Genomic DNA, 22096 nt, shown 5'->3' with positions numbered 1-22096 from the left:
AATAACCATGGAGACACCCGATGCAGCTGACACGTATCGCCCAGTCCGTTCTGCTCACTCTGCTGGCCGGCACCGCCAGCGCCGCCACCCTGGACAGCACCCGCGAACAGATCGCCACGCAAGCCAAGGCACTTGAACCGCAACTGCTGGAAACCCGCCGCGACATCCACGCGCATCCGGAACTGGGCAACACCGAGAAACGCACCGCGGAACTGGTCGCCAGACAACTGAAGGCCATGGGCCTGGAAGTCAAAACCAACGTCGCCCGCACCGGCGTGGTCGCGATCCTCAAGGGCGCCCTGCCCGGCCCGACCGTGGCCTTGCGCGCCGACATGGACGCGTTGCCGGTCAAGGAAGTCGCCGACCTGCCCTTCGCCTCGAAAGCCAAAGGCACTTATCTGGACAAAGAAGTCGACGTGATGCACGCCTGCGGCCACGACGCCCACACCGCGATCCTGCTGAGCACGGCGAAAATTCTCACTGGCCTGCGCGACACCCTGCCCGGCACCGTGGTCTTCTACTTCCAGCCCGCCGAAGAAGGCCCGAGCGACTTCATCCCCGACGGCAAAAACACCTGGGGCGCGAAAATGATGGTGCAGGAAGGCGTGATGAAATCCCCCAAACCCGACGCTGTCTTCGGCCTCCACGTCTGGGCCGGCGTCCCCGCCGGCCAGATCGCCTACCGCCCCGGCGCCACTCTGGCCAGCTCCGACGACCTGCGCATCAAAATCCTCGGCAAACAGACCCACGCCGGCCGCCCGTGGGACGGCATCGACCCGATCACCGTCGGCGCACAAACCATCGTCGGCCTGCAAACCGTGGTCAGCCGCCGCACCGACATTTCGTCCTACCCGTCGGTGGTCAGCATCGGCACCATCAACGGCGGCACCCGCTACAACATCATTCCCGAATCCGTGGACATGAGCGGCACCATCCGCTCCTACGACTACGGCATCCGCCAGAAACTCCACGCCGACGTACGCCAGACCATCGAAAAAATCGCCGAAAGCGGCGACGCGAAAGCCGACGTCACCATCATCGAAAAATACGACCCGACCATCAACAACCCGGCACTGACGGAGAAAATGCTGCCGACGTTGAAGTGGGCAGCCAAGGATGACGTGGTCAATGCGCCGCTGGTGGGCGGCGCGGAAGACTTCTCGTTCTTTGCCAAGGAAGTGCCGGGGCTGTTTGTTTTTTTAGGGGTGACGCCACGGGATCAGGACATGAGCAAGGCGGCGCCGAATCATAATCCGGGGTTCTTTGTGGATGAGTCGGCGCTGGTGGTTGGGGTGAGGACGATGGCGTCGTTGGCGACGGATTATTTGTATGGAAATGCTGAGGCGGCCAGATAGAGATGGGGTGATTGTGGGGCCGCCTTCGCGAGCAAGCCCGCTCCCACAGTGGGATTGGGTGTGTTCAGTGGGAGATTGGTCGAATGTCAGGCCGCCATCGCTGGCAAGCCAGCTCCCACAGTTGGATTGAGTGCAGGCAGTTGGAGATTGGTCGGCTGGGAGGTCACCATCACTGGCAGGCCAGCTCCCACAGAGAGATTGGGTGCAGGCAGTTAGAGATTGGTCGGCTGTCAGGCCGCCTTCGCTGGCAAGCCAGCTCCCACAGTTGGATTGAGTGCAGGCAGTTGGAGATTGGTCGGCTGTCAGGCCGCCATCGCTGGCAAGCCAGCTCCCACAGAGAGATTGGGTGCAGGCAGTTAGAGATTGGTCGGCTGTCAGGCCGCCTTCGCTGGCAAGCCAGCTCCCACAGTTGGATTGAGTGCAGGCAGTTGGAAACTGGTCGGCTGTCAGGCCGCCTTCGCGAGCAGGCTCGCTCCCACAGTGGGATTGGGTGCAGGCAGTTGGAGATTGGTCGGCTGGGAGGTCGCTATCGCGAGCAGGCTCACTCCTACAGAAAAGCAAAAGCCGACCGCCGGCTCTTCACCACTCAAATGGCCGAGTGTCAGCTCGCCGAAAGCTCTTGATCTTGACTCACCGGCCCGTCGGCAGGCTGAGCGGAGGGATTGATCCGGGGGTGGGAGCGAAGCGACCGTTCGACGAAGTCGAACACATCGAGAGGAGGTGCAGCGAAGCAAACCGGAGGCGATGCGCCCGGATCGATCCCGGAGCGAAGGAACCCCGAGCTTTAGCGAGCGGGCCGAACGTCAGGGCACAGACCTTTGGTTCCTTTGGGGCGTTTGCCAAAGGGACTCGCTGTAAAAGCGAAACCGCCAGTGGCAACACCCGAAGCAACGGATATACACCCAAAACCCCAAGAACCTGGTCGGCCCAAAGGCCGCCAAGGTCAAACAACATCTACACCAACGTGAATCGCATCATGCCGCCAAAACTCCAGATCACAATCAATCAACCGCTCATGCTGATCATAATTGACCCGAGCAATCCGTAACCCCGGACTCCCGACAGAAACCCGCAAAGCCGCCGCCGCATCCACCGACAACGACGTCGGCACAATCTCGAACCGCACCCGCCCATAGCGCAAATCGTAATGCCGCGCATAAAGCTCGGTCATCGACTGATTCAAATCAAATCCCAGAATCCCCGGAAAATACTGCGGATTCAGATAGTGCTCCACATACAAAACCAGCCGCCCGTCAATCCGCCGCGACCGACAAATCTGAATCACGCTCGACAAAGCAGGCAACTGCAACAACGCACACACCGCCACCGACGCCGGCTGCAACCGCGCCGAAATCACCTCGGTCGACGGCACCCGCCCCTGCGCACTGACCATCGCGTGAAAATGACTGCGCTGCATCAGGTTGTACGCCAGACGTGGCGGCGAAACGAACCAGCCACGGCGCTCCTCGCGATAGATCTGCCCCTGCGCCTCCAACTGCAACAAGGCCTCACGCACCGTAATGCGCGTGGTGCCGAACAACTCACTGAGCTTGCGCTCGGCCGGCAACTTGCTCCCGGACGCGAGCAGGCCGTGATCAAGTTGCTCCTGCAGCACCTGACTAATCGCTGTCACCGCTTTTGTTGCCTCATCGCGCATCAACGTTACCTATCTGGACTAGACCAGCACTGTTTCGGGGCAAAAACCGTACGGCCTGCAAGCCGTTTCCTTGTATTGCAAGCCTAGGCAGTGCAGATGACCGAGAGATGACAAACCCGCCCGACGGTCGCCCTCATGACTTGCAATACATCGGCCAAGTGCCTTGTCCGCCGGGGCTTTGACCTTGGTCTACGCTTACCGGGCAAGCGCCGAAACCGGGCCAATAAAAGGCCTGCCGGGCGACCGCCGACATCAAAGTGTCATCCAGCCCCCTTAAATTGGCTCAGGTATTGCTGACCTAGACCAACACAAACCGCAATCGCAGCGTTGAACACGACCAAGGAGCTTCGGAATGAAACAGCTTTTCCTGGCAACACTGTTAGGCTCGACCATTGCAATGTGCACCTCCGCCATGGCGGCGGGTACCGACCTGAAAACCCTCGAAGCCGCTGCGAAAGCGGAAGGCGCCGTCAACAGCGTCGGCATGCCCGATGACTGGGCCAACTGGAAAGGCACCTGGGAAGACCTGGCCAAGACCTATGGCCTGAAACACATCGACACCGACATGAGCTCGGCCCAGGAAATCGCCAAGTTCGCCGCCGAAAAAGACAACGCCACTGCCGACATCGGCGACGTCGGCGCCGCCTTCGGTCCGATCGCGGTCAAGCAGGGCGTGGTGCAACCGTACAAACCAAGCACCTGGGATCAAGTCCCGGACTGGGCCAAGGACAAGGACGGCAACTGGGCACTGGCCTACACCGGCACCATCGCCTTCATCGTCAACAAGAAGCTGCTGCACGGCTCCGAAGTCCCGACCAAATGGGCTGACCTCAAGGGCGGTAAATACAAGGTTTCCATTGGTGACGTAAGCACCGCCGCGCAAGCCGCCAACGGCGTACTGGCCGCTGCCCTGGCCAACGGTGGCGACGAGAAAAACATCCAGCCGGCCCTGCTGCTGTTTGCAGACATCGCCAAGCAGGGTCGCCTGTCGATGGCCAACCCGACCATCGCCACCATGGAAAAAGGCGAGATCGAAGTCGGCGTGGTCTGGGACTTCAATGGCCTGAGCTACAAGGCCAAGATGGCCAACCCGGATGACTACGTGGTGCTGATCCCGTCGGATGGCTCGGTGATTTCCGGCTACACCACCATCATCAACAAGTACGCGAAAAACCCGAACGCCGCCAAGCTGACCCGCGAATACATCTTCAGCGACGCCGGCCAGACCAACCTCGCTCGCGGCAATGCTCGTCCGATCCGCGCCGAACACCTGCAACTGCCGGAAGACGTGAAGGCCAAGCTGCTGCCAAACGAGCAGTACAAGAAGGTCACGCCGATCAAGGACGCCGACGCCTGGGAAAAAACCTCCAAGGCCCTGCCACAGAAGTGGAACGAAGAAGTCATCGTAGAGATGAAGTAATCCTGTAAATCCCCACTGCTGGATCCATTGGAGATCCAAATGTGGGAGCGGGCTTGCTCGCGAAGGCGGTGGATCAGTCAAGTATCTATCGACTGACACTCCGCCTTCGCGAGCAAGCCCGCTCCCACAGGGGATCCAGGTTGAATCTGAAATTTCCTGTTTTCGCGGAGTTTTTGCCCCTATGAAGCACAACGTCATCCTTGTCGTGCTCGACGGTCTCAATTACGAGGTCGCGCGTCACGCCATGGGGCATCTGCAGGCTTACGTTGGCGCAGGACGCGCCGCGCTCTATCAGTTGGAGTGCGAGTTGCCGGCCCTGTCCCGACCGCTTTACGAATGCATCCTTACCGGCGTGCCGCCGATCGACAGCGGCATCGTCCACAACAATGTTGCGCGCCTGTCCAACCAGCGCAGCATCTATCACTACGCCCGCGACGCCGGCCTGAAAACCGCCGCAGCGGCCTATCACTGGGTCAGCGAGCTGTACAACCGCTCACCGTTCGTAGCGGCCCGCGACCGTCATACCGACGATCCAGCGTTACCGATCCAGCACGGGCATTTCTACTGGAACGATCACTACCCGGATTCGCACCTGTTCGCCGACGCGGAACACCTGCGCCTGCGCCATGCGCCGAACTTCCTGCTGATCCACCCGATGAACATCGACGACGCCGGCCACAAGCACGGCCTCGATTCCGCGCAATACCGCAACAGCGCGCGCTCGGCGGACATCATCCTCGCCGACTACCTGCAAGGCTGGCTCGACGCGGATTATCAGGTGCTGGTGACTGCCGATCACGGCATGAACAACGACCGCTCGCACAACGGCTTGCTACCGGAAGAGCGCCAGGTGCCGCTGTTCGTCCTCGGCAACGCCTTCAGCCTGAATGCTGACGCCGCGCCGAAGCAGACCGAGATCTGCGGCACGGTCTGCGAACTGCTCGGCGTCCCTCACGACAAACCTGTGTGCCGGGAGCTGCTCAAGTGAATGCCATGACTCGCGGCAAATGGCTGGCGGCCCTGTGTCTGGTGCCGTTCGCGCTGTTCTTTATCGTGTTCGAAATCGCCCCGCTGGTCTGGGTGATGATCAACAGCCTGCAATCGGAAGAGTTCGGCTGGGGCTTCGCCAACTTCAGCAAGATCTTCAGCTCGAAGTTCTATTTGCAGGCGATTCAGTACAGCCTGGAGATCAGTTTCTGGTCGAGCGTATTCGGCATCATCATCGCCGTGCTCGGTGCGTATTCGTTGCGCCGGGTCGACTCGAAACTGCGCAACTTCGTGAATGCCTTCGCCAACATGACCAGCAACTTCGCGGGGGTGCCGCTGGCGTTCGCGTTCATCATCCTGCTCGGCTTCAACGGCAGCATTACCATCATGCTCAAGCAGGCCGGGATCATTCAGGACTTCAACCTGTACTCGAAAACCGGTCTGATCATCCTCTACACCTATTTCCAGATTCCCCTCGGCGTGCTGCTGCTCTACCCGGCGTTCGACGCCTTGCGTGAAGACTGGCGCGAGTCCGCCGCGCTGCTCGGCGCCAACGGCTGGCAGTTCTGGCGCCACATCGGTCTGCCGGTGCTGACCCCGGCCCTGCTCGGCACTTTCGTGATCCTGCTGGCCAACGCCCTCGGCGCCTACGCCACGGTGTACGCCTTGACCACCGGCAACTTCAATGTGCTGCCGATCCGCATTGCGGCGATGGTTTCCGGGGACATTTCCCTCGATCCGAATCTGGCCAGCGCCCTGGCTGTGGTGCTGGTGGCGTTGATGACCATTGTCACCGTCGTGCATCAACTGCTGCTGAAGAGGAGCTACCATGTCTCGCGCTGAATCCGGCCCGGCCGGCGTCTACCACCGCGTCGTGGTTTATCTGCTGTTCGCGATTCTGCTGCTGCCGCTGGTGGGCACGCTGATCTACTCGATTGCCAGCAGTTGGTCGGCGACCATCCTGCCCAGCGGTTTCACCTTCAAGTGGTACCTCCAGTTGTGGAGCGACCCGCGCTTCCTGCATGCCTTCGGCCAGTCGCTGCTGGTGTGCGTCGGCGCGCTGGTGCTGTCGGTGGTGCTGATCCTGCCGCTGCTGTTCGTGGTGCATTACCACTTCCCGAAACTCGATGCGCTGATGAACATCCTGATCCTGCTGCCCTTCGCGGTGCCGCCGGTGGTGTCGTCGGTGGGTCTGTTGCAACTGTACGGTTCCGGGCCGCTGGCGATGGTCGGCACGCCGTGGATTCTGATCGGTTGCTACTTCACCGTGGCGCTGCCGTTCATGTACCGGGCGATCACCAACAACCTGCAGGCGATCAACCTGCGCGACCTGATGGACGCTGCGCAACTGCTCGGCGCCAGCACCTTTCAGGCGGCATTTCTGGTGGTGCTGCCGAACCTGCGCAAGGGCCTGATGGTCGCGTTACTGCTGTCGTTCTCGTTCCTGTTCGGTGAGTTCGTGTTCGCCAACATCCTCGTTGGCACGCGCTACGAAACCCTGCAGGTGTACCTGAACAACATGCGCAACAGCAGCGGCCACTTCACCAGTGCGCTGGTGATCTCGTACTTCTTTTTCGTGCTGGTCCTGACCTGGATCGCCAACATCTTGAACAAGGACAAAAGCGAATGAGCTATGTCAGCGTCCAACACCTGCAGAAAAACTACGCGGGCACGACCGTGTTCAGCGACATCAACTGCGAGATCAACAAGGGTGAATTCGTCACCCTCCTCGGCCCATCGGGTTGCGGCAAGTCCACGCTGCTGCGCTGCATAGCCGGGCTGACGCCGGTGGATGGCGGCAAGATCCTGCTTGATGGCGTCGACATCGTGCCGCTGAGCCCGCAGAAACGCGGGATCGGCATGGTGTTCCAAAGCTACGCGCTGTTCCCCAACATGACCGTCGAACAGAACGTCGCCTTCGGCCTGCGCATGCAAAAGGTCAATGCCGACGACAGCCACAAACGTGTCGCCGAGGTGCTGAAAATGGTTGAGCTCAACGACTTCGCCAGCCGTTATCCGCATCAGCTCTCCGGCGGCCAGTGTCAACGCGTGGCCCTCGCCCGCTCGCTGGTGACCCGTCCACGCCTGTTACTGCTGGATGAACCGCTGTCGGCGCTGGATGCGCGTATCCGCAAACACCTGCGTGAACAGATCCGACAGATCCAGCGCGAACTCGGCCTGACCACGATTTTCGTCACCCACGACCAGGAAGAAGCATTGACCATGTCCGACCGGATTTTCCTGATGAACCAAGGGAAGATCGTGCAGAGCGGCGATGCCGAAACCCTCTACACCGCACCGGTCGATGTCTTCGCCGCAGGCTTCATCGGCAACTACAACTTGCTTGACGCCGACAGCGCCTCGAAGCTGTTGCAACGGCCGATCAACCACCGCATCGCGATTCGCCCGGAAGCCATCGAACTGAGCCTCAATGGCGAACTCGATGCACAGATCCGCAGCCACAGCCTGCTCGGTAACGTGATCCGCTATCGAGTCGAGGCGCGTGGCGTGGAACTGGTGGTGGACGTGCTCAACCGCTCGGCGGCGGATCTGCATCCCGACGGTCAGCGTCTGGCGCTTTCCATCGATCCGACGGCCCTGTGTGAGGTAGCCTGATGACTTTGCTGACGTTGAAGAGAGAACTGCACTGATGGCCCTGGCAATTTTTGATCTGGACGAAACCCTGATCCACGGCGACTGCGCCACCCTCTGGAGCGAGCAGATGGGGCGCCTGGGCTGGGTCGATCCCGAGTCGTTCATGCGCAAGAACAACGAGCTGATGGACGCCTACAGCCATGGCAAATTGCGCATGGAAGAGTACATGGAATTCAGCCTCGAACCGATGATCGGGCGCACCCCGGAAGAGGTCGAACACCTGGTCGGCCCATGGGTGGAAGACTTCATCGAACCGATCATCTTCAGCGACGCGACCAAAACCATCGCCGCCCACCGCAAGGCCGGCGACCGGATTCTGGTGATCTCGGCTTCCGGCACGCACCTGGTCAAACCGATCGCCGAGCGCCTGGGCATCGACGAAATTCTCGGCATCGAACTGGACGTTGCGCACGGCGTTTACACTGGCCAGACCGTCGGCACGCTGACCTACCGCGAAGGCAAGATCACTCGCCTGCTGGAATGGCTGGACGCCGAGGAAGAGAATCTGGAAGGCGCGAGTTTCTACTCCGACTCACGCAATGACTTGCCGTTGCTGCTGAAGGTGGATTTCCCGCATGTGGTGAATCCGGATCCGGCGCTGCTGGAGCATGCCGAAAAATCCGGCTGGCCGATCCATCTCTGGAAGTAAACATAGATCCAACTGTGGGAGCGGGCTTGCTCGCGAAGGCGGAGTGTCAGTCGATAAATTCGTGTCTGATTCACCGCTTTCGCGAGCAAGCCCGCTCCCACAGGGGTTTGTGTTTTCAGCTCAGACTGTCGTCAATCACCAGCACCACTTTCCCCGACACCGTATTACTCGCCAGCTCGGCAAACGCCGCTTCGGCGTCTTTCACCGGGAAGGTTTTCGCCAATTGCGGACTCAACCGCCCTTCGGCAAACAGCGGCCACACATGCTGGCTCAAATCGCTGAACAGGTCGGCCTTGAACTGATCGTCGCGACTGCGCAACGTCGAACCGAGCAACTGCACGCGCTTGGCCAGTACCTGTGCCAGGTCCAGTTTCGCCTCACGTCCGCCCATCAGGCCGATCAGTACCCAGCGTCCGTCCAGCGCCGTCAGCTTGAGGTTCAGTGCCGCATAGTTGCCGCCGACCGGATCAAGGATCACGTCAAACGGCCCGAAGTCGCGCAGGCTTTCCAGATCATCGGTGCGCACCACGCCGCCCTGGGCTCCCAGCGCCTCACAGTAGGCCAATCGCTCAGCCGACCCGACGCTGACCCAACAGGGATTGCCGAACGCCTTGCACAGCTGAATGGCGGCTGAACCAATTCCACTGGCCCCGGCGTGCAGGAGAACCTTCTCGCCGGGTTTCAGCGCCGCCAGTTGAAACACGTTGAGCCAGACCGTTGCATAAACCTCGGGTAATGCCGCGGCCTCGATCAACGAAACACCCTCGGGCACCGGCAGCACGTGCCGTCCATCGACCACCACCTCCTCGGCCATTCCGCCCCCGGCCAGCAAGGCGCAGACCCGGTCGCCGACCTGCCAGGACGAGCCGGCGCCGACTTCGCTGATCACCCCGGAACACTCCAGACCGAGCACCTGACTGGCGCCCGGCGGCGGTGGATAAAGCCCGGCTTTCTGTAATAAATCGGCGCGATTGAGGCCCGCAGCCGCCACGCGAATGCGCACTTGTCCTACGTCACATGCCGGACTCGGCTCTTCAAGCCATGCCACTTGACCTTCAACGCCTTGCAATGCCTTCACAGTGCCTCCATAGTGAGTCTGGACTGAGCCCGAAGCTGTAGCGCCGGGCTTTTTGCATTATGCGACCGGCTCTCGTAGAACCGGCGACTTCAAAGACGGCCTAATATGCGTTATCAATTGTCCCCGCGTCGAATCAGCATGAAGCATTTGCTCCCCAGCACCGCCCTCGCTCTTTTCATCGGTATCGGCTTGTTGCCGGTGTCGGGCACTACATTCGCAGCCAACAGCTGGGACAAGTTGCAGCCGGATCGCGACGAAGTGATCGCCAGCCTCAACGTCGTCGAGTTGCTCAAGCGTCACCACTACAGCAAGCCGCCGCTCGACGATGCGCGCTCGGTGATCATCTACGACAGCTACATCAAGCTGCTGGACCCGTCGCGCAGCTACTTCATGGCCAGCGACATCGCCGAATTCGACAAGTGGAAGACCCAGTTCGACGACTTCCTCAAAAGCGGCGACCTCAACGCCGGGTTCACCATCTACAAGCGCTATCTGGACCGCGTCAAGGCGCGCCTGGACTTCGCCATTGCGGAGCTGAACAAGGGCGTCGACAAGATGGACTTCACCACCAAGGAAACCTTGCTGATCGATCGCAAGGACGCCCCTTGGCTCAAATCCACCGCTGAACTCGACGACCTGTGGCGCAAACGCGTCAAGGACGAAGTGCTGCGGCAGAAGATCGCCGGCAAGGATTCCAAGCAGATCCAGGAAACCCTGACCAAGCGCTACAAGAACCAGTTGGCGCGCCTGGACCAGACTCGTGCGGAAGACATCTTCCAGGCGTACATCAACACCTTCGCCATGTCCTACGACCCGCACACCAACTATCTGTCGCCGGATAACGCGGAGAACTTCGACATCAACATGAGCCTGTCCCTCGAGGGCATCGGCGCCGTGTTGCAGAGCGACAACGATCAAGTGAAAGTCGTGCGCCTGGTGCCGGCAGGCCCGGCCGACAAGACCAAGCAGGTTGCACCGGCCGACAAGATCATCGGCGTTGCCCAGGGCAACAAAGAGATGGTTGACGTGGTGGGCTGGCGCCTGGACGAAGTGGTCAAGCTGATCCGCGGCCCGAAAGGCACCGTGGTGCGCCTGGAAGTGATTCCGGCCAGCAATGCGCCGAACGACCAGACCAGCAAGATCGTGCCGATCACTCGCGAAGCGGTGAAGCTTGAAGACCAGGCAGTGAAAAAATCCGTGCTGAACCTGAAACAGGACGGCAAGGACTACAAGCTCGGCATCATCGAGATCCCGGCGTTCTACCTCGACTTCAAGGCGTTCCGTGCCGGTGATCCGGACTACAAGAGCACCACCCGTGACGTCAAGAAACTGCTGACCGAACTGCAGAAAGAGAAAGTCGACGGCGTGGTCATCGACCTGCGCAACAACGGCGGCGGCTCCCTGCAGGAAGCCACCGAGCTGACCAGCCTGTTCATCGACAAAGGCCCGACCGTACTCGTGCGTAACGCCGATGGCCGCGTCGATGTGCTGGAAGATGAAAACCCGGGCGCGTTCTACAAAGGCCCGATGGCACTGTTGGTCAACCGCCTGTCCGCCTCGGCTTCGGAGATCTTCGCCGGCGCCATGCAGGACTACCATCGTGCATTGATCATCGGTGGCCAGACCTTCGGCAAAGGCACCGTGCAGACCATTCAGCCGCTGAACCATGGCGAACTGAAACTGACCCTGGCCAAGTTCTACCGGGTTTCCGGGCAGAGCACCCAGCATCAGGGCGTACTGCCGGACATCGACTACCCATCGATCATCGACACCAAGGAAATCGGCGAAAGCGCCCTGCCGGAAGCCATGCCGTGGGATACCATCAAGGCAGCGATCAAGCCGGCCTCCGATCCGTTCAAGCCGTACCTGGCGCAGCTCAAGTCCGAGCATGACGCACGCAGCGCCAAAGATGCCGAGTTCGTGTTCATCCGTGACAAGCTGGCCCTGGCGCAGAAGCTGATGGAAGAAAAAACCGTCAGCCTCAACGAAGCCGACCGCCGTGCCCAGCATGCGGACATCGATGCCAAGCAACTGGCCATGGAAAACATCCGTCGCAAAGCCAAAGGCGAAGAACCGCTCAAAGAGCTGAAGAAAGAAGATGAAGACGCGCTGGCTGCAGCTGAGCCGGACAAGGTCAAACCGGAAGACGACGCCTACCTGAGCGAAACCGGGCGCGTGCTGCTGGATTACCTGAAGCTGAGCAATCAGGTGGCCAAAAAGTAAGATGATGGCAATTTAGTGGTGACGCTCCCCGGAGCGTCATCAAACAGTCATCATTCTGTCGTGAAATAAAGGACTGGGAGCGCCTCTTCAAGCAAGAGCGCTACCAGTCCTTTTTTTATCGCCAGAGATTGCCATGACCACGACCGAACAGCTGAGTGCCTTGAGCTCGATCCTGACTCAAAGCGGTTTGCACAGCCTGTTCCAGCCGATCATCTGTCTCTCCGAGCGTCGTATTCTCGGCTACGAAGCCCTCACCCGTGGCCCGTCCAACAGCCCTCTGCACTCGCCTATCGCGTTGTTCGCGGTGGCGCGTCAAGCCGGCCGTTTGAGTGAACTGGAGATTGCCTGCCGCCAGTCTGCCTGCCGTCGTTTCAACGAGCAGCAACTGCCGGGCAAGCTGTTCCTCAACGTTTCACCGGAATCCCTGCTCGAAGCCGCGCACCAACCGGGGCGGACCCTGCAACTGCTGCAAGACTTCGGTATTCCACCCAGCCAAGTAGTGATCGAACTCACCGAACAGACGCCAATCGACGATTTCCAGTTGCTGCAAACCGCGCTGCATCACTATCGGGCGATGGGATTTTCGATTGCACTGGATGACTTGGGTGCCGGCTATTCGAGCTTGCGTCTATGGTCGGAGCTGCGTCCGGACTATGTGAAAATCGACCGCCACTTCATCGACGGCATCCATCAGGACGCATTGAAACGCGAGTTCGTCGGCTCGATCCTGCAAATCGCCAAGGCCTCGCGGGCGCAGGTGATTGCCGAGGGGATCGAGTTGCCGGAAGAACTGGCAGTGCTGACCGAGATGGGCGTCGATCTGGTGCAGGGTTATCTGCTCGGTCGTCCACAGGAGCATCCGCCCCGCGATGCCCGGGCCTTGATGCCGAAACACGACAGCAGCGCCGTGGCATTGAACGACGAAGGCAGCGACCTCAGCGCCCTGCTCAACGACCAACCGGCGGTGCATCGCGACACACCGACCGCCACGGTGCTGGAAGCTTTCCGCCGCCAGGCCAATCTGAACTCACTGGCGGTGCTCGACGAACAGGGCCAGCCGTGCGGCATCGTCCATCGCCATTCGTTGTCCGACGCACTTCTCAAACCGTTCGCCACCGACCTGTTCGCACGCAAACCGATCAGCCGCCTGATGAACGACGACTTCCTCGCCGTGGAAATGAGCCAGTCGCTGCAACAGGTCAGCCGCCTGATCACCAGCCGCGCCCGGCAGCGCATCGAAGAAGATTTCATCATCACCCTCAACGGCGGTTATCTCGGCCTCGGTCGGGTGATCGACGTGCTCAAACTGATCACCGAACTGAAAATCCAGCAGGCCCGCTACGCCAACCCACTGACCCTGCTGCCCGGCAACGTGCCGATCCAGCAATGCCTGACCCGCCTGCTGCAACAGGGCCGCGAATCGATCATCTGCTACGTCGACATCGACAGCTTCAAACCCTTCAACGACATCTACGGCTACGGCCGTGGCGACGAAGTCCTGCTGTGCCTGGCGCAATGTCTGAACGAACGCGTCGACCCGTCCCGCGACTTCGTCGGCCACATCGGCGGCGACGACTTCCTTCTGGTACTCGGCCCGGAAGACTGGCGCAAACGCCTCAACCAACTGCTCGACGACTTCCAGAGCCAATGCCGCCGCTTCTATCGCCCTGAGCATCTTGAGGCCGGCTGCTTCATCGCGCCGAATCGCCAGGGTGTGCGGCAGGAGTTTCCACTTCTATCGTTATCGATCGGCGTAGTCCACCTGCAACCCGAGGCCTGCGCAGAACTGGATGCCAGCCAACTCGCGGAAATGGCTTCGCAGGCGAAGCATCATGCGAAGAATGTTCCGGGGTATAGTGTGCATGTGATTGATAGCCTTGCTGCTGCCGACCTTCAACTGCCGCAACTGATTGGCCAACGCTGACTCTCCAAACAACATCATCCCCTGTGGGAGCGGGCTTGCTCGCGAAGGGGCCAGTAGCATCACTCAAGATTCCGCTTCTAATGCCGGCTACCACGTGGAGCAGTCTTCCTGACTGGCGAGATACAACTCATCAATCCAAACTTCGGAGAGAATAGAGTACACATGCTCAAAAAAACTCCTGGGATCTTTTATTTCATTCCAGCCAAGTGGAAGCAATGAATGAGAAAAAGGATCATGTTTAAAAACCTCAGAGAGCTTACTCGCTTCGCCATCCAGAGCCTCACCCAATACAAAAAACAAGACAAACTTGTGCCGATGAGTCAAACCCGAAAATCTTCTCACAATAAATTTATAAATTAATTCCGCTCTATCTGAAGGACACTCAGGATCGTACTCTGCCAACTCTGCGCCCAGCGTCTCTTCGCGATCGTATATATCAAACCCACCAAGAAAGTGCTTCAACTTAGGGCTGTATGGAACATCAAGATAGGGATGCATCAACATCAAACGTGCTCCACCGGATATAGAGCGAAAGGTTGCAATGTTTCAAAGTCAAATTTCATTTCAAACCCATTCATTTTTTGAATGTAGCGGGGTTCTGATGGATCTGATGGGTTAGGTTCGTACCCTTCCCCCACATTTTCGGCAGCCATTCTCACAACCAAATTACCCATGCTGTCTTCTCCCGTGAATCGCGACATCTTCCGTGCCTCTCTTGTCATCGCTTCATTTAAAGCATTCAACTGCGCTCGATGGGTTAAAAACCGCGAACTGTAAACACCTCTGAACATCTTCTATTACCACTCCACACCAGCATCATCAGCTAACGCACTTACCAAGTAGCTTGATCTTCCAAACCAGCCTTCTTCAACTCGGCACCCCATTCAACCATAGCTATCCGATATATATCTTCAAAAAAAACCCTTGAATCGACCATTTCATCCCAACCATCCGGAAATGAACAATAAGCCTCAGGATCATACTGGAATAAGGATCTAAAATCGTACCTCTCGTCTTGCAACGCAAACTTGAGACACTCCACAAGCAAAAATTTTTGACGATACGACCTATTCATAGGTATGCAATACTTTAAAATAAGTTCCTCCCTATCTACGACTGTGTTCGGATTATATCTTTCAAGCTCCACCCCCAAGGTTTCTTCGCGATCATACACATCAAAACAACACAAAAAATATGCTGGGGTCGGTAGATAAGGCTTCGACGTTTCAGGATCAATGTACATAAAATCACTCCGTTGGATAAAGAGTAAATGGTAGGTTTGTTATGGGGTCGAACTTCATTTCGAACCCTCCCATATTGGTAATTAATCGAGGGTTTTCTTTATCCCTTCTATTTGGCTTATAACCTTCCCCAGCGTTAGGAAGCCTCATTTTTACAACGTTAGCTCCCTGACTATCCTGTCCGGTGAAACGAGGGAGTCCGCGTTCAACCCTGGTGGTCGCGAGAACATAGGCTTCAAGCATTATTTCCCAACTGTAAAATCTGGAGCTCGGATTACCTACACCAGCATTTCGACCTCTTCTTGGTTGACCCGTAATCGGGTCCGTCCCATCAATAGCCCTTTTTTTAAATTTTTCATTTGGCAGCTCAGGGCCATGCTTACCAACCATGTGCATCCCCTGACTGTCATTTAACCTCTCAACCTCTTTCTTCGCGGCCTCTCTTGCGCTTAATTTCGGCTTCGGAAGTTCAGGCTCTTCTTCATCAACCTTAGCTCCATCACTCGCACCAGGTACCGTACAGCCCGGCCTATTCGGCGGCGGGCAGTTAGAGTTCAACCCCAACGGATCCACCCACCCCGTCGGATTCGGCACGTACTGGTACTGATTCAACCCACCCGCCAACTTGATGGGATCCGGCGTCAAATACCGCCCCAACCTCGGGTCGTAATACCGATGCCGGTTGTAATGCAGCCCGCTTTCCGCATCGAAATACTGCCCCTGAAAGCGCAGCGGCTGGTCCAGGTAGTCCTCGCCCGCGAGGGTGATCGCCGACACCTTGCCGTAGGCGTCGTATTGCGCCGACCAGACGATTTCGCCGCTGTAGTCGGTGAGTTCCTGCGGCGTGCCGAGGTGGTCGAGTTGGTAGTAGAACGGGCAAGCGCGTTTCGGGCCTTTGCCGTCGAGCAGCGCCAGGGGGCGGAAGGTGCCGGGTTCGTAGACGTAGCTGCGGTGGTGGGTTTTGCTGCTTTCGGCGACGAGGTGGTCGCCTTGCCAGAAGAATTCGGTGGTCTGGCCGTCGACGGTTTTGCGGATGCGTCGGCCGAAGGCGTCGTATTGGTAGGTCGCGGTTTGGCCGTCGGCGCGGGTCAGGCCGATCAGGCGGTGCTGGCAGTCGTAGCGGTATTCGGTGACGAGTTGCTGGTCGCGGCCACGGCGTTCGCGGATCAGGTTGCCGAAGGCGTCGTAGTCGTAATGGCGGTCGCCCTGCATCAGCAGGCGATTGCCCTTGATCCGGGTCGGGCCGGGGCGATCTTGCATCAGCAGGTTGCCGGCTGGGTCGTGGGCGAAGGATTCGGGTAGTTCGTCGCGCGAGTGGCGGACGCGGATCAAGCGGTCGAGGGCGTCGTAGCCGTAGGTGCGCTGGCCGTGGCGGCTGTCGGCGATGTGCTCGAGGTTGCCGTTGGCGCTGTAGGCATAATCCCGGCGATACAGCGAGTCGTGCTGATGGCCTACAGCGTGGGCGAGTAAACGTCCCTGATCGTCGTAGGCATAATCGCTGAGCAGCAGGCCTTGCTGGCGTTGTTGCTCACGACCGCATTCAAACTGATGGCTGGTCAGCCGCGTGCCATTGAGGTCGATGGCGGTCAGCGCGCCGCCCTTGGCGTAGTGATAGTCGAGCTTGCTGTTGTCCGGCAGACGCTGGCGCTTGAGCTGGCCGCAGGCGTCGTAGGTGTAACGCAGGGTGCCCCAGCCCTGATGCTCGGTGATCAGCCGGTCCTGCCGGTCGTATTCGAAGGCCAGTGGATGTTGCTGGCCGTCATCAACCCCGGTCAAACGGCCCAGTCGGTCGTAGGTGTAAGCCACCTCAACCCCGTCGGGCAGGGTTTTGAGCAGCAAGCGCCCGGCCGCATCACGCGCGTAGGTGGTGACCAGCGTCGAGCCGTCATCGCCGAACTCGGTTTTTTCCAGCAGGTGCCCGTTGCGGTCGTAGGCGTAGGCGGTGCGCCGGCCGTCGACGCCGGTTTCCTGTCGGATCAATCCGGTTGGCGTGTAGTCCAGGCGGTACTTTTCCCCGGATTCGTTCTCGATTTCCGTGAGCAACAACTGCGCATGGTCGTAGCGGTACTGCACCCGCGTGCCGTCGGGGTTGATCTTGCGCGAGACGAGGTGCAGGTCGTCGTCATACTCGTAGCGGGTGATGCGCCCGAGTTCGTCGCGTTCGGCAGTGACTTGGCCGTAAGCGCCATAGCTGTAGGCGCGGGTGGCGCCTGTAGGAAATGTCGTTTGAATTAGTCGGCCAACCGCATCCCACTGCTGACGGGTGATCGCGCCGTATTCGTCGCAAGTGGTCGTCCGTCGCCCCCGCTCGTCGTAGGAAAAGCGCCGTACTCCACCGTCGGGCAGGGTTTCCTCGATCAGTTGCCCGAGGTCGTTCCACGACAACTTGTGCCTGCTGCTGTCCGGGTAGCGGATCGACAGCAACTGCCCGCGCGTGTCGTAGTAGTAATGGGTGACCTGTCCGTCGGGATCGACCGTCTCGGTGACATCGCCCTCGGCGTTGCGCCGAAACGTCCACACCGCCTCGCCGCGAGAACGGCTGTGCAGGAAACCGTTGCGGTACTCGTAGGACGTTGGCTCATCGTCCGGCGGAAGCAGCGCGATCAGCCGTCCGACGTCGTCGTAGCGGTATTCGGTGACCGCGCCCAGCGGATCCTGCTCGGCGATCAGCCGGCCCTGGTCGTCATAGGCCTTGAGGTGCTCACCGCCATCGGCCTCGACCTTGCGCACCAGCCGTGCGCTGTCGTCGTGGACGTAGGTTTCTTCGCTGCCATCGACGTAGTGCACCGCGACGCTGCCGTCATCGGCCCAGACGTAACGGGTGTCCATCTGCGCGAACGACGCCCAGTGGCGCACGCAGCGCGCCGCCTTGCCCGAGCGTTCCCATTCCCAGAAGAAGCTCGCGCCGCCGGTCAGTTGCCGCTGCAGGATGACGTGCTGATCGTCGTAGTCGTAACGCTCGCTGTCACCGACGGCGTTGGTCGCAGCCAACAAACGCTGACGCGCGTCGTAGCAATAACTGACCAGCGTTTGCTCGGTGCGCCAGCCATCAGCCTCAAGCACCTGGTAATCAACCGCCACCAGATGCGCCCGGTCATAACGCAACAGCAGCGACCGACCCGCGCCATTGTCCAGGCGGAAAACCCGCTGTTGATGATCGCGATGCACCGTCAGCCGATTGCCATACGCATCACTGACCGCCACCAGCCGCCCGGCACGAAAGTGATAAAACCGCGCTGTATCCCCGGCCAGCGCGAGGATTAGTTCCTCGGGTTCATCCCCGAGAAAAATCGCCGCCCGCGACAGGCTGTTGTGAATCTGCGGGCGCTCCACGCTGGGCAACGGAAACCGCGTGCGGCGGTTCTCGTGATCGACCCAGATCACCGCCTCGCCATCGAACTCCAGCCGATGCGCCAGCGAATGGCTCCAGCCAAACCCCAGCCCGACATCAACCTCCACCGCGCTGGTGCGGTACAACCGGGTGAACTCGAACGGCAACACCCCATCGAGCGTGCCGTCGGTCAGGGTCAGCAGTTCTTCACCGGTGACTATCGACACCGGACAGCCGTTGGTGCAGGTCAGCGGCGCGCAGTCGGCGCTGTCGCCGTTGGGGTTTTTCGCTTGATCGGGAGCGTTATCGTGATGCTCGTTTTTCTTCAGGGCGGCATTGCGCTTCGCATCCCAGCGCAATTGCATGCGGCCCTTTTTCACCCCGGCGGCAATGCCCCGCGCGGCGACAGTTTTGTATTGATCGACGTAATGGATGAACGTGTTGACGATGCCGAACATCGCCTTGACCAGGCGTTTCACAACCGAGAGCAACTGGGCGGCGCGATCCGCCAGGCGTAGCGTCAGATAAGCGATCCCGGCGCCAGCCCCGACGAATGTCAACACAACGCCGATCAGCACATCGATCAGCACCTGCACGATCATCATCGACGCCGTTTCAGCGGTTTTGCCGGCGATCTGGCTGGGCGGCAGCATCTCCAGCCAGAGACTCGCCGCACGCAACAGCAAACACAGCGCCGCTTCATCACTGACCAGCAACTGCAGTTTCTGCATGACATCCGGAGCTGATTCTGCGAGATGAATCAGATCAGCCGCGCCGCTTCCCAGCCGCTCGGCAAATGCGCCTGGATCCTTGAGAATCTCCGACAGCATGCCGATGCTGTCCCATACCCCCTCGATCGCCGCCCAGCTCCCGGCGAGCATGCCGTTGCCCGCCGCCGTCGCCACCGACTGCGACCACTGCGGCTTGAACCCCTGCCACTCGCTGCGCAACCAGCCATCCAGCTCGCCGGTCAAGCCGTCGTAGGACTGGAACAGTGCCTCGATCTGCTCCGGGGTAACGTCGCTGTGCACCTGCACGCGATAGAACTTGCCTGGCGTACCGCTGAATGTTCCCCGGCCTTGCGCATCCAGTGCGACGGGGGAGGTTTGGCCATCATCCACCGCGACCACATCCACCACGATGTCGCCCAGCGGAATGTCGTACACCGACTCGAACTTGCTCTCGATCGTCAGCACCCCGCTTTTCGGGCACTGCACGACGCCGGAGGCAAACTCACTGTCTCCTGTGCTGACAGCGGTGATGCGATCACCGAAACGGATGATCCGCTCCATGCCCATCAGCGACGGCAAATCCGCCGCATGGCTGACCTGATCGGCCGCTCTGCTGAACCAATGTTCAAGCTGCTGGCGATAGAGGCTGAGGGTGTCGGGGAAGCTGTCGAGTTCCTGCTCGATACGGCTGACGGCTTCCATCAGCGCACGCGACGATGCGGGGTGGAATGAAAAACCGGGTCAAACATGAGCGTTCCCTCGCGCAAAAATTAGGCGCGGGGACTTTGCGGGGGATCAATCAGGAAAGAAGTCAGGCGAGTAGGTGTTTGCTGTAGGACTAATCCGCAAAAGGGTGATTACTACAAAACGTATAGCGATAAACGCAAACGTGGCGTGAGGTTTCCCTCACGCCACGTTTATCGAGCGATACAAAATGATTTACCGGGTTTAATCCCGAGCGCTCAACTCTTTGAGTTTGAGCTCGGCCAACGGGTGGCCGGCCTTGGCGGCCAGCGTCCACCAGCGTGCTGCTTCGGTCGGATCCGGCGCTTTGCTCGGCGTACCGGCCAAGCTGATCACGCCGACCTGATAGGCCGCTTTGCCGTCGCCGGCAAGCGCCGCCAGACGCAACAGCCGCACACCCTCTTCGCGGGCACCCAGGCCAACCCCGCGAAACGTCAGAATGTGCCCATAAAAGCTCTGCGCGCCGACATCGCCAAGATTGGCCATGCGCGCAAACTGCCCTTCGAGCCAGCGCCAGCCTCTGGGCTGGCGAACAAACCAAGACCAGTGAAACAGCCTACGGGCCAACCAGTAACTGGCCGACGCCTTGAGTCGTAAGAACACTCAGGCCTCCGCCGATTCCGGGTACTCGTATTCGAAAACCCTGACCACTTCCGACGCATGCCAGGAGGCAGCCGCAACGCCATCGGACGGCCCGGAAAAGCGTCCAAGACGCTCGACGCATTCAAAAAAACCGGTACGTGGCAAACGGCTGGCACCCTGGCTGATCACCAGCGAACTGCGCAATGGCTGTTCAGCCTTGGCGTCGAGTGCGGCCAGATGCTCAAGTGCCGCGGTCAGCGTCTGCATCGCCGGCGTCGGCAGTTGCAAACGTTCGAGCAAGGCTCGATAAGTCAACAGATGGCGCTGCCTGCGCGCCTGATCCAGCTCCCCGAGCAATCCGTCCCAATGTTGACGACTGATGCGTACGCTCACGATTCATCCCTCCAACCCGGCACCGTCAGTTCCCAGGCCAGGCTGCGACGAATCGCGGCGTCAGGTTGACGCTCGCCGCTTTCGATCATGGCCAGATAAGACGGGCTGATGCCTACCGTGCGGGCCAACGCCTCGATGGCGATGCCCTTCCCTTCGCGCAAACTGCGTAGTTGATCCAGACCTGGAAGAATCGGGTCCGGCGTTGCGGCGGCCGGCGCTGGCGCCTGCTGCTGCGGTGTTTCGTTGATGCCTGCTGCTTTCAGTAGAGCCTGATACTGAACCCATGGCAGAACCGCATATTCGGGTTCGCCATCGCGTGCAATTATCTGAATATCCATGACTACCCCGTAGGACAACAACACTTAGCGAGTCGGCACTTTTCCCTAGAAGTGTAATCCTAACAGCGGCCAAGGTCGCGGGGGGTATCTATCTGTCTGCAGGCGGGGTGAATCAGGGCTTTTTCGGGCCCTGAAGCTGAAGTTGCTCGGGGGTATCAGGCAGGCGCTCGACCACCGCGAGTTTTTCCGGCTGCTGCCGGTTGCGCCAGAGCCGAAAAGCATTGAGCTCATCGTCGAGGGTTTTCATCAGCCAGGCCAGCACAGCGATGTCATCGAGCATACCGAACACCGGGATGAAATCCGGAATCGCATCCACCGGGCTGAGGAAGTACATCAGGCCCGCCACCACCGAGACGATGGCTTTCGGGCTGATCGCTCGGTATTCGCCACGCCAGTATGCAAGACACAGTGCCTGGAGCAAACGCAGATCTTCCTTGAGTTTGCCAAGGCGATTGCCTTGCGCCGCTCCTTTGCTCGCCACCGCGAACAACAGGGTCGGCAGACGCCCACGCGCCAGCAATCGACCGGCGAGGGGCAGAAATCGGGCGAAATTCCACGGCGCTTTCATCTATTTCTCCCGTTGAAATGTTATCCACACAAATTGTGGATAACCTTGTGAACAGAGCTGCATTTCAGCGCTGAAAGCCCCGTTTTATAAGGGCTGCGCTCAGATCGGGCGTTTTTTACTCACATAAAAAACCCCAATATTTCATTGACTTGGCGGCTCAGGGCGTCTAGCGCTGGCAGCCTCAATCTCTAGGACTGCTGTAAGCGCCATCCGTTCGCTC

The 22096-nt window shown here is 59.5% G+C and carries 19 protein-coding genes; 9 read left to right on the top strand and 10 right to left on the bottom strand.

The window, feature by feature from the left end; genetic code table 11:
- Positions 1-20: 20 nt before the first annotated feature.
- Positions 21-1355, top strand: a complete 1335-nt coding sequence (locus CRO59_RS11815; protein ID WP_097087548.1) for an amidohydrolase — start codon at positions 21-23, stop codon at positions 1353-1355.
- Positions 1356-2298: 943 nt separating this feature from the next.
- Here the strand turns inward: CRO59_RS11815 and CRO59_RS11810 are convergent.
- A complete protein-coding gene (locus CRO59_RS11810; protein ID WP_097087546.1) occupies positions 2299-3012 on the bottom strand; it encodes a UTRA domain-containing protein in 714 nt (237 codons plus the stop codon).
- A 352-nt stretch (positions 3013-3364) separates the two neighbouring features.
- Between CRO59_RS11810 and CRO59_RS11805 the strand changes: the two genes are divergently transcribed.
- The 6 genes from CRO59_RS11805 to CRO59_RS11780 all read left to right on the top strand — a co-directional run bounded on the left by CRO59_RS11805 (position 3365) and on the right by CRO59_RS11780 (position 8723).
- Positions 3365-4432, top strand: coding sequence for an ABC transporter substrate-binding protein (locus CRO59_RS11805; protein WP_027613356.1), 1068 nt, complete (start codon positions 3365-3367; stop codon positions 4430-4432).
- 181 nt (positions 4433-4613) lie between these two features.
- Positions 4614-5420 carry an alkaline phosphatase family protein gene (locus CRO59_RS11800; RefSeq protein ID WP_097087545.1) on the top strand — a complete coding sequence of 269 codons (807 nt, stop codon included), beginning with the start codon at positions 4614-4616 and terminating at the stop codon, positions 5418-5420.
- A gap of 5 nt (positions 5421-5425) precedes the next feature.
- Positions 5426-6262, top strand: a complete 837-nt coding sequence (locus tag CRO59_RS11795) for an ABC transporter permease subunit (RefSeq protein ID WP_163005303.1) — start codon at positions 5426-5428, stop codon at positions 6260-6262.
- On the top strand, positions 6249-7049 hold the full coding sequence (locus CRO59_RS11790; protein WP_007965346.1) for an ABC transporter permease: 801 nt from the start codon (positions 6249-6251) through the stop codon (positions 7047-7049). Before CRO59_RS11795 ends, CRO59_RS11790 begins: the two co-directional genes overlap by 14 nt.
- Positions 7046-8035: an ABC transporter ATP-binding protein gene (locus CRO59_RS11785; RefSeq protein ID WP_097087543.1), complete on the top strand. Its 990-nt coding sequence runs from the start codon at positions 7046-7048 to the stop codon at positions 8033-8035. The genes CRO59_RS11790 and CRO59_RS11785 overlap by 4 nt, the downstream gene beginning before the upstream one ends.
- A gap of 34 nt (positions 8036-8069) precedes the next feature.
- Positions 8070-8723 carry an HAD family phosphatase gene (locus CRO59_RS11780; protein ID WP_097087541.1) on the top strand — a complete coding sequence of 218 codons (654 nt, stop codon included), beginning with the start codon at positions 8070-8072 and terminating at the stop codon, positions 8721-8723.
- A 115-nt stretch (positions 8724-8838) separates the two neighbouring features.
- Here CRO59_RS11780 and CRO59_RS11775 read toward each other — a convergent pair whose 3' ends face one another.
- A complete protein-coding gene (locus CRO59_RS11775) occupies positions 8839-9801 on the bottom strand; it encodes a zinc-binding dehydrogenase (protein WP_097087540.1) in 963 nt (320 codons plus the stop codon).
- A 138-nt stretch (positions 9802-9939) separates the two neighbouring features.
- Between CRO59_RS11775 and CRO59_RS11770 the strand changes: the two genes are divergently transcribed.
- Positions 9940-12024 (top strand): carboxy terminal-processing peptidase, encoded by a 2085-nt coding sequence (locus CRO59_RS11770; RefSeq protein ID WP_167734107.1) that lies wholly within the window; start codon positions 9940-9942, stop codon positions 12022-12024.
- A gap of 133 nt (positions 12025-12157) precedes the next feature.
- On the top strand, positions 12158-13948 hold the full coding sequence (locus CRO59_RS11765; protein ID WP_096797030.1) for a bifunctional diguanylate cyclase/phosphodiesterase: 1791 nt from the start codon (positions 12158-12160) through the stop codon (positions 13946-13948).
- An 87-nt stretch (positions 13949-14035) separates the two neighbouring features.
- On the opposite strand, the gene CRO59_RS11760 is transcribed toward CRO59_RS11765, so the two are convergent.
- The 8 genes from CRO59_RS11760 to CRO59_RS11725 form a co-directional block, all read right to left on the bottom strand.
- The gene (locus CRO59_RS11760; RefSeq protein WP_027613364.1) at positions 14036-14452 is read right to left on the bottom strand and encodes a hypothetical protein; all 417 of its coding nucleotides are present in this window, start codon (positions 14450-14452) and stop codon (positions 14036-14038) included.
- The gene (locus CRO59_RS11755) at positions 14452-14622 is read right to left on the bottom strand and encodes a hypothetical protein (protein ID WP_245223432.1); all 171 of its coding nucleotides are present in this window, start codon (positions 14620-14622) and stop codon (positions 14452-14454) included. The genes CRO59_RS11760 and CRO59_RS11755 overlap by 1 nt, the downstream gene beginning before the upstream one ends.
- Positions 14623-14780: 158 nt before the next feature.
- Positions 14781-15191 (bottom strand): hypothetical protein, encoded by a 411-nt coding sequence (locus CRO59_RS11750; protein WP_096797032.1) that lies wholly within the window; start codon positions 15189-15191, stop codon positions 14781-14783.
- A 4-nt stretch (positions 15192-15195) separates the two neighbouring features.
- Positions 15196-19953 (bottom strand): RHS repeat-associated core domain-containing protein, encoded by a 4758-nt coding sequence (locus CRO59_RS11745; protein WP_097093086.1) that lies wholly within the window; start codon positions 19951-19953, stop codon positions 15196-15198.
- A gap of 246 nt (positions 19954-20199) precedes the next feature.
- Positions 20200-20598 carry an SEL1-like repeat protein gene (locus CRO59_RS11740; RefSeq protein ID WP_027613365.1) on the bottom strand — a complete coding sequence of 133 codons (399 nt, stop codon included), beginning with the start codon at positions 20596-20598 and terminating at the stop codon, positions 20200-20202.
- Positions 20599-20970 carry a hypothetical protein gene (locus tag CRO59_RS11735; RefSeq protein ID WP_003223109.1) on the bottom strand — a complete coding sequence of 124 codons (372 nt, stop codon included), beginning with the start codon at positions 20968-20970 and terminating at the stop codon, positions 20599-20601. It abuts the gene before it with no gap.
- Positions 20967-21308, bottom strand: a complete 342-nt coding sequence (locus CRO59_RS11730; RefSeq protein WP_027613366.1) for a helix-turn-helix domain-containing protein — start codon at positions 21306-21308, stop codon at positions 20967-20969. Before CRO59_RS11730 ends, CRO59_RS11735 begins: the two co-directional genes overlap by 4 nt.
- Positions 21309-21420: 112 nt before the next feature.
- The gene (locus CRO59_RS11725) at positions 21421-21876 is read right to left on the bottom strand and encodes a YkvA family protein (RefSeq protein WP_027613367.1); all 456 of its coding nucleotides are present in this window, start codon (positions 21874-21876) and stop codon (positions 21421-21423) included.
- Positions 21877-22096: the final 220 nt, after the last annotated feature.

Origin of the sequence: Pseudomonas sp. LAMO17WK12:I5, from assembly GCF_900215165.1 — a bacterium.
In the GTDB taxonomy this organism is placed as follows: domain Bacteria; phylum Pseudomonadota; class Gammaproteobacteria; order Pseudomonadales; family Pseudomonadaceae; genus Aquipseudomonas; species Aquipseudomonas putida_A.
Note: the sequence above shows the minus strand (reverse complement) of the source record. Positions and strands in the feature narration are given on the sequence as shown.

Coding starts and splice junctions, on each gene's coding strand:
- CRO59_RS11815 (WP_097087548.1), top strand. CDS start 21: ATGCAGCTGACACGTATCGCCCAGTCCGTTCTGCTCACTCTGCTGGCC.
- CRO59_RS11810 (WP_097087546.1), bottom strand. CDS start 3,012: ATGCGCGATGAGGCAACAAAAGCGGTGACAGCGATTAGTCAGGTGCTG.
- CRO59_RS11805 (WP_027613356.1), top strand. CDS start 3,365: ATGAAACAGCTTTTCCTGGCAACACTGTTAGGCTCGACCATTGCAATG.
- CRO59_RS11800 (WP_097087545.1), top strand. CDS start 4,614: ATGAAGCACAACGTCATCCTTGTCGTGCTCGACGGTCTCAATTACGAG.
- CRO59_RS11795 (WP_163005303.1), top strand. CDS start 5,426: ATGACTCGCGGCAAATGGCTGGCGGCCCTGTGTCTGGTGCCGTTCGCG.
- CRO59_RS11790 (WP_007965346.1), top strand. CDS start 6,249: ATGTCTCGCGCTGAATCCGGCCCGGCCGGCGTCTACCACCGCGTCGTG.
- CRO59_RS11785 (WP_097087543.1), top strand. CDS start 7,046: ATGAGCTATGTCAGCGTCCAACACCTGCAGAAAAACTACGCGGGCACG.
- CRO59_RS11780 (WP_097087541.1), top strand. CDS start 8,070: ATGGCCCTGGCAATTTTTGATCTGGACGAAACCCTGATCCACGGCGAC.
- CRO59_RS11770 (WP_167734107.1), top strand. CDS start 9,940: ATGAAGCATTTGCTCCCCAGCACCGCCCTCGCTCTTTTCATCGGTATC.
- CRO59_RS11765 (WP_096797030.1), top strand. CDS start 12,158: ATGACCACGACCGAACAGCTGAGTGCCTTGAGCTCGATCCTGACTCAA.
- CRO59_RS11760 (WP_027613364.1), bottom strand. CDS start 14,452: ATGTTGATGCATCCCTATCTTGATGTTCCATACAGCCCTAAGTTGAAG.
- CRO59_RS11755 (WP_245223432.1), bottom strand. CDS start 14,622: ATGGGTAATTTGGTTGTGAGAATGGCTGCCGAAAATGTGGGGGAAGGG.
- CRO59_RS11750 (WP_096797032.1), bottom strand. CDS start 15,191: ATGTACATTGATCCTGAAACGTCGAAGCCTTATCTACCGACCCCAGCA.
- CRO59_RS11745 (WP_097093086.1), bottom strand. CDS start 19,953: ATGGAAGCCGTCAGCCGTATCGAGCAGGAACTCGACAGCTTCCCCGAC.
- CRO59_RS11730 (WP_027613366.1), bottom strand. CDS start 21,308: ATGGATATTCAGATAATTGCACGCGATGGCGAACCCGAATATGCGGTT.
- CRO59_RS11725 (WP_027613367.1), bottom strand. CDS start 21,876: ATGAAAGCGCCGTGGAATTTCGCCCGATTTCTGCCCCTCGCCGGTCGA.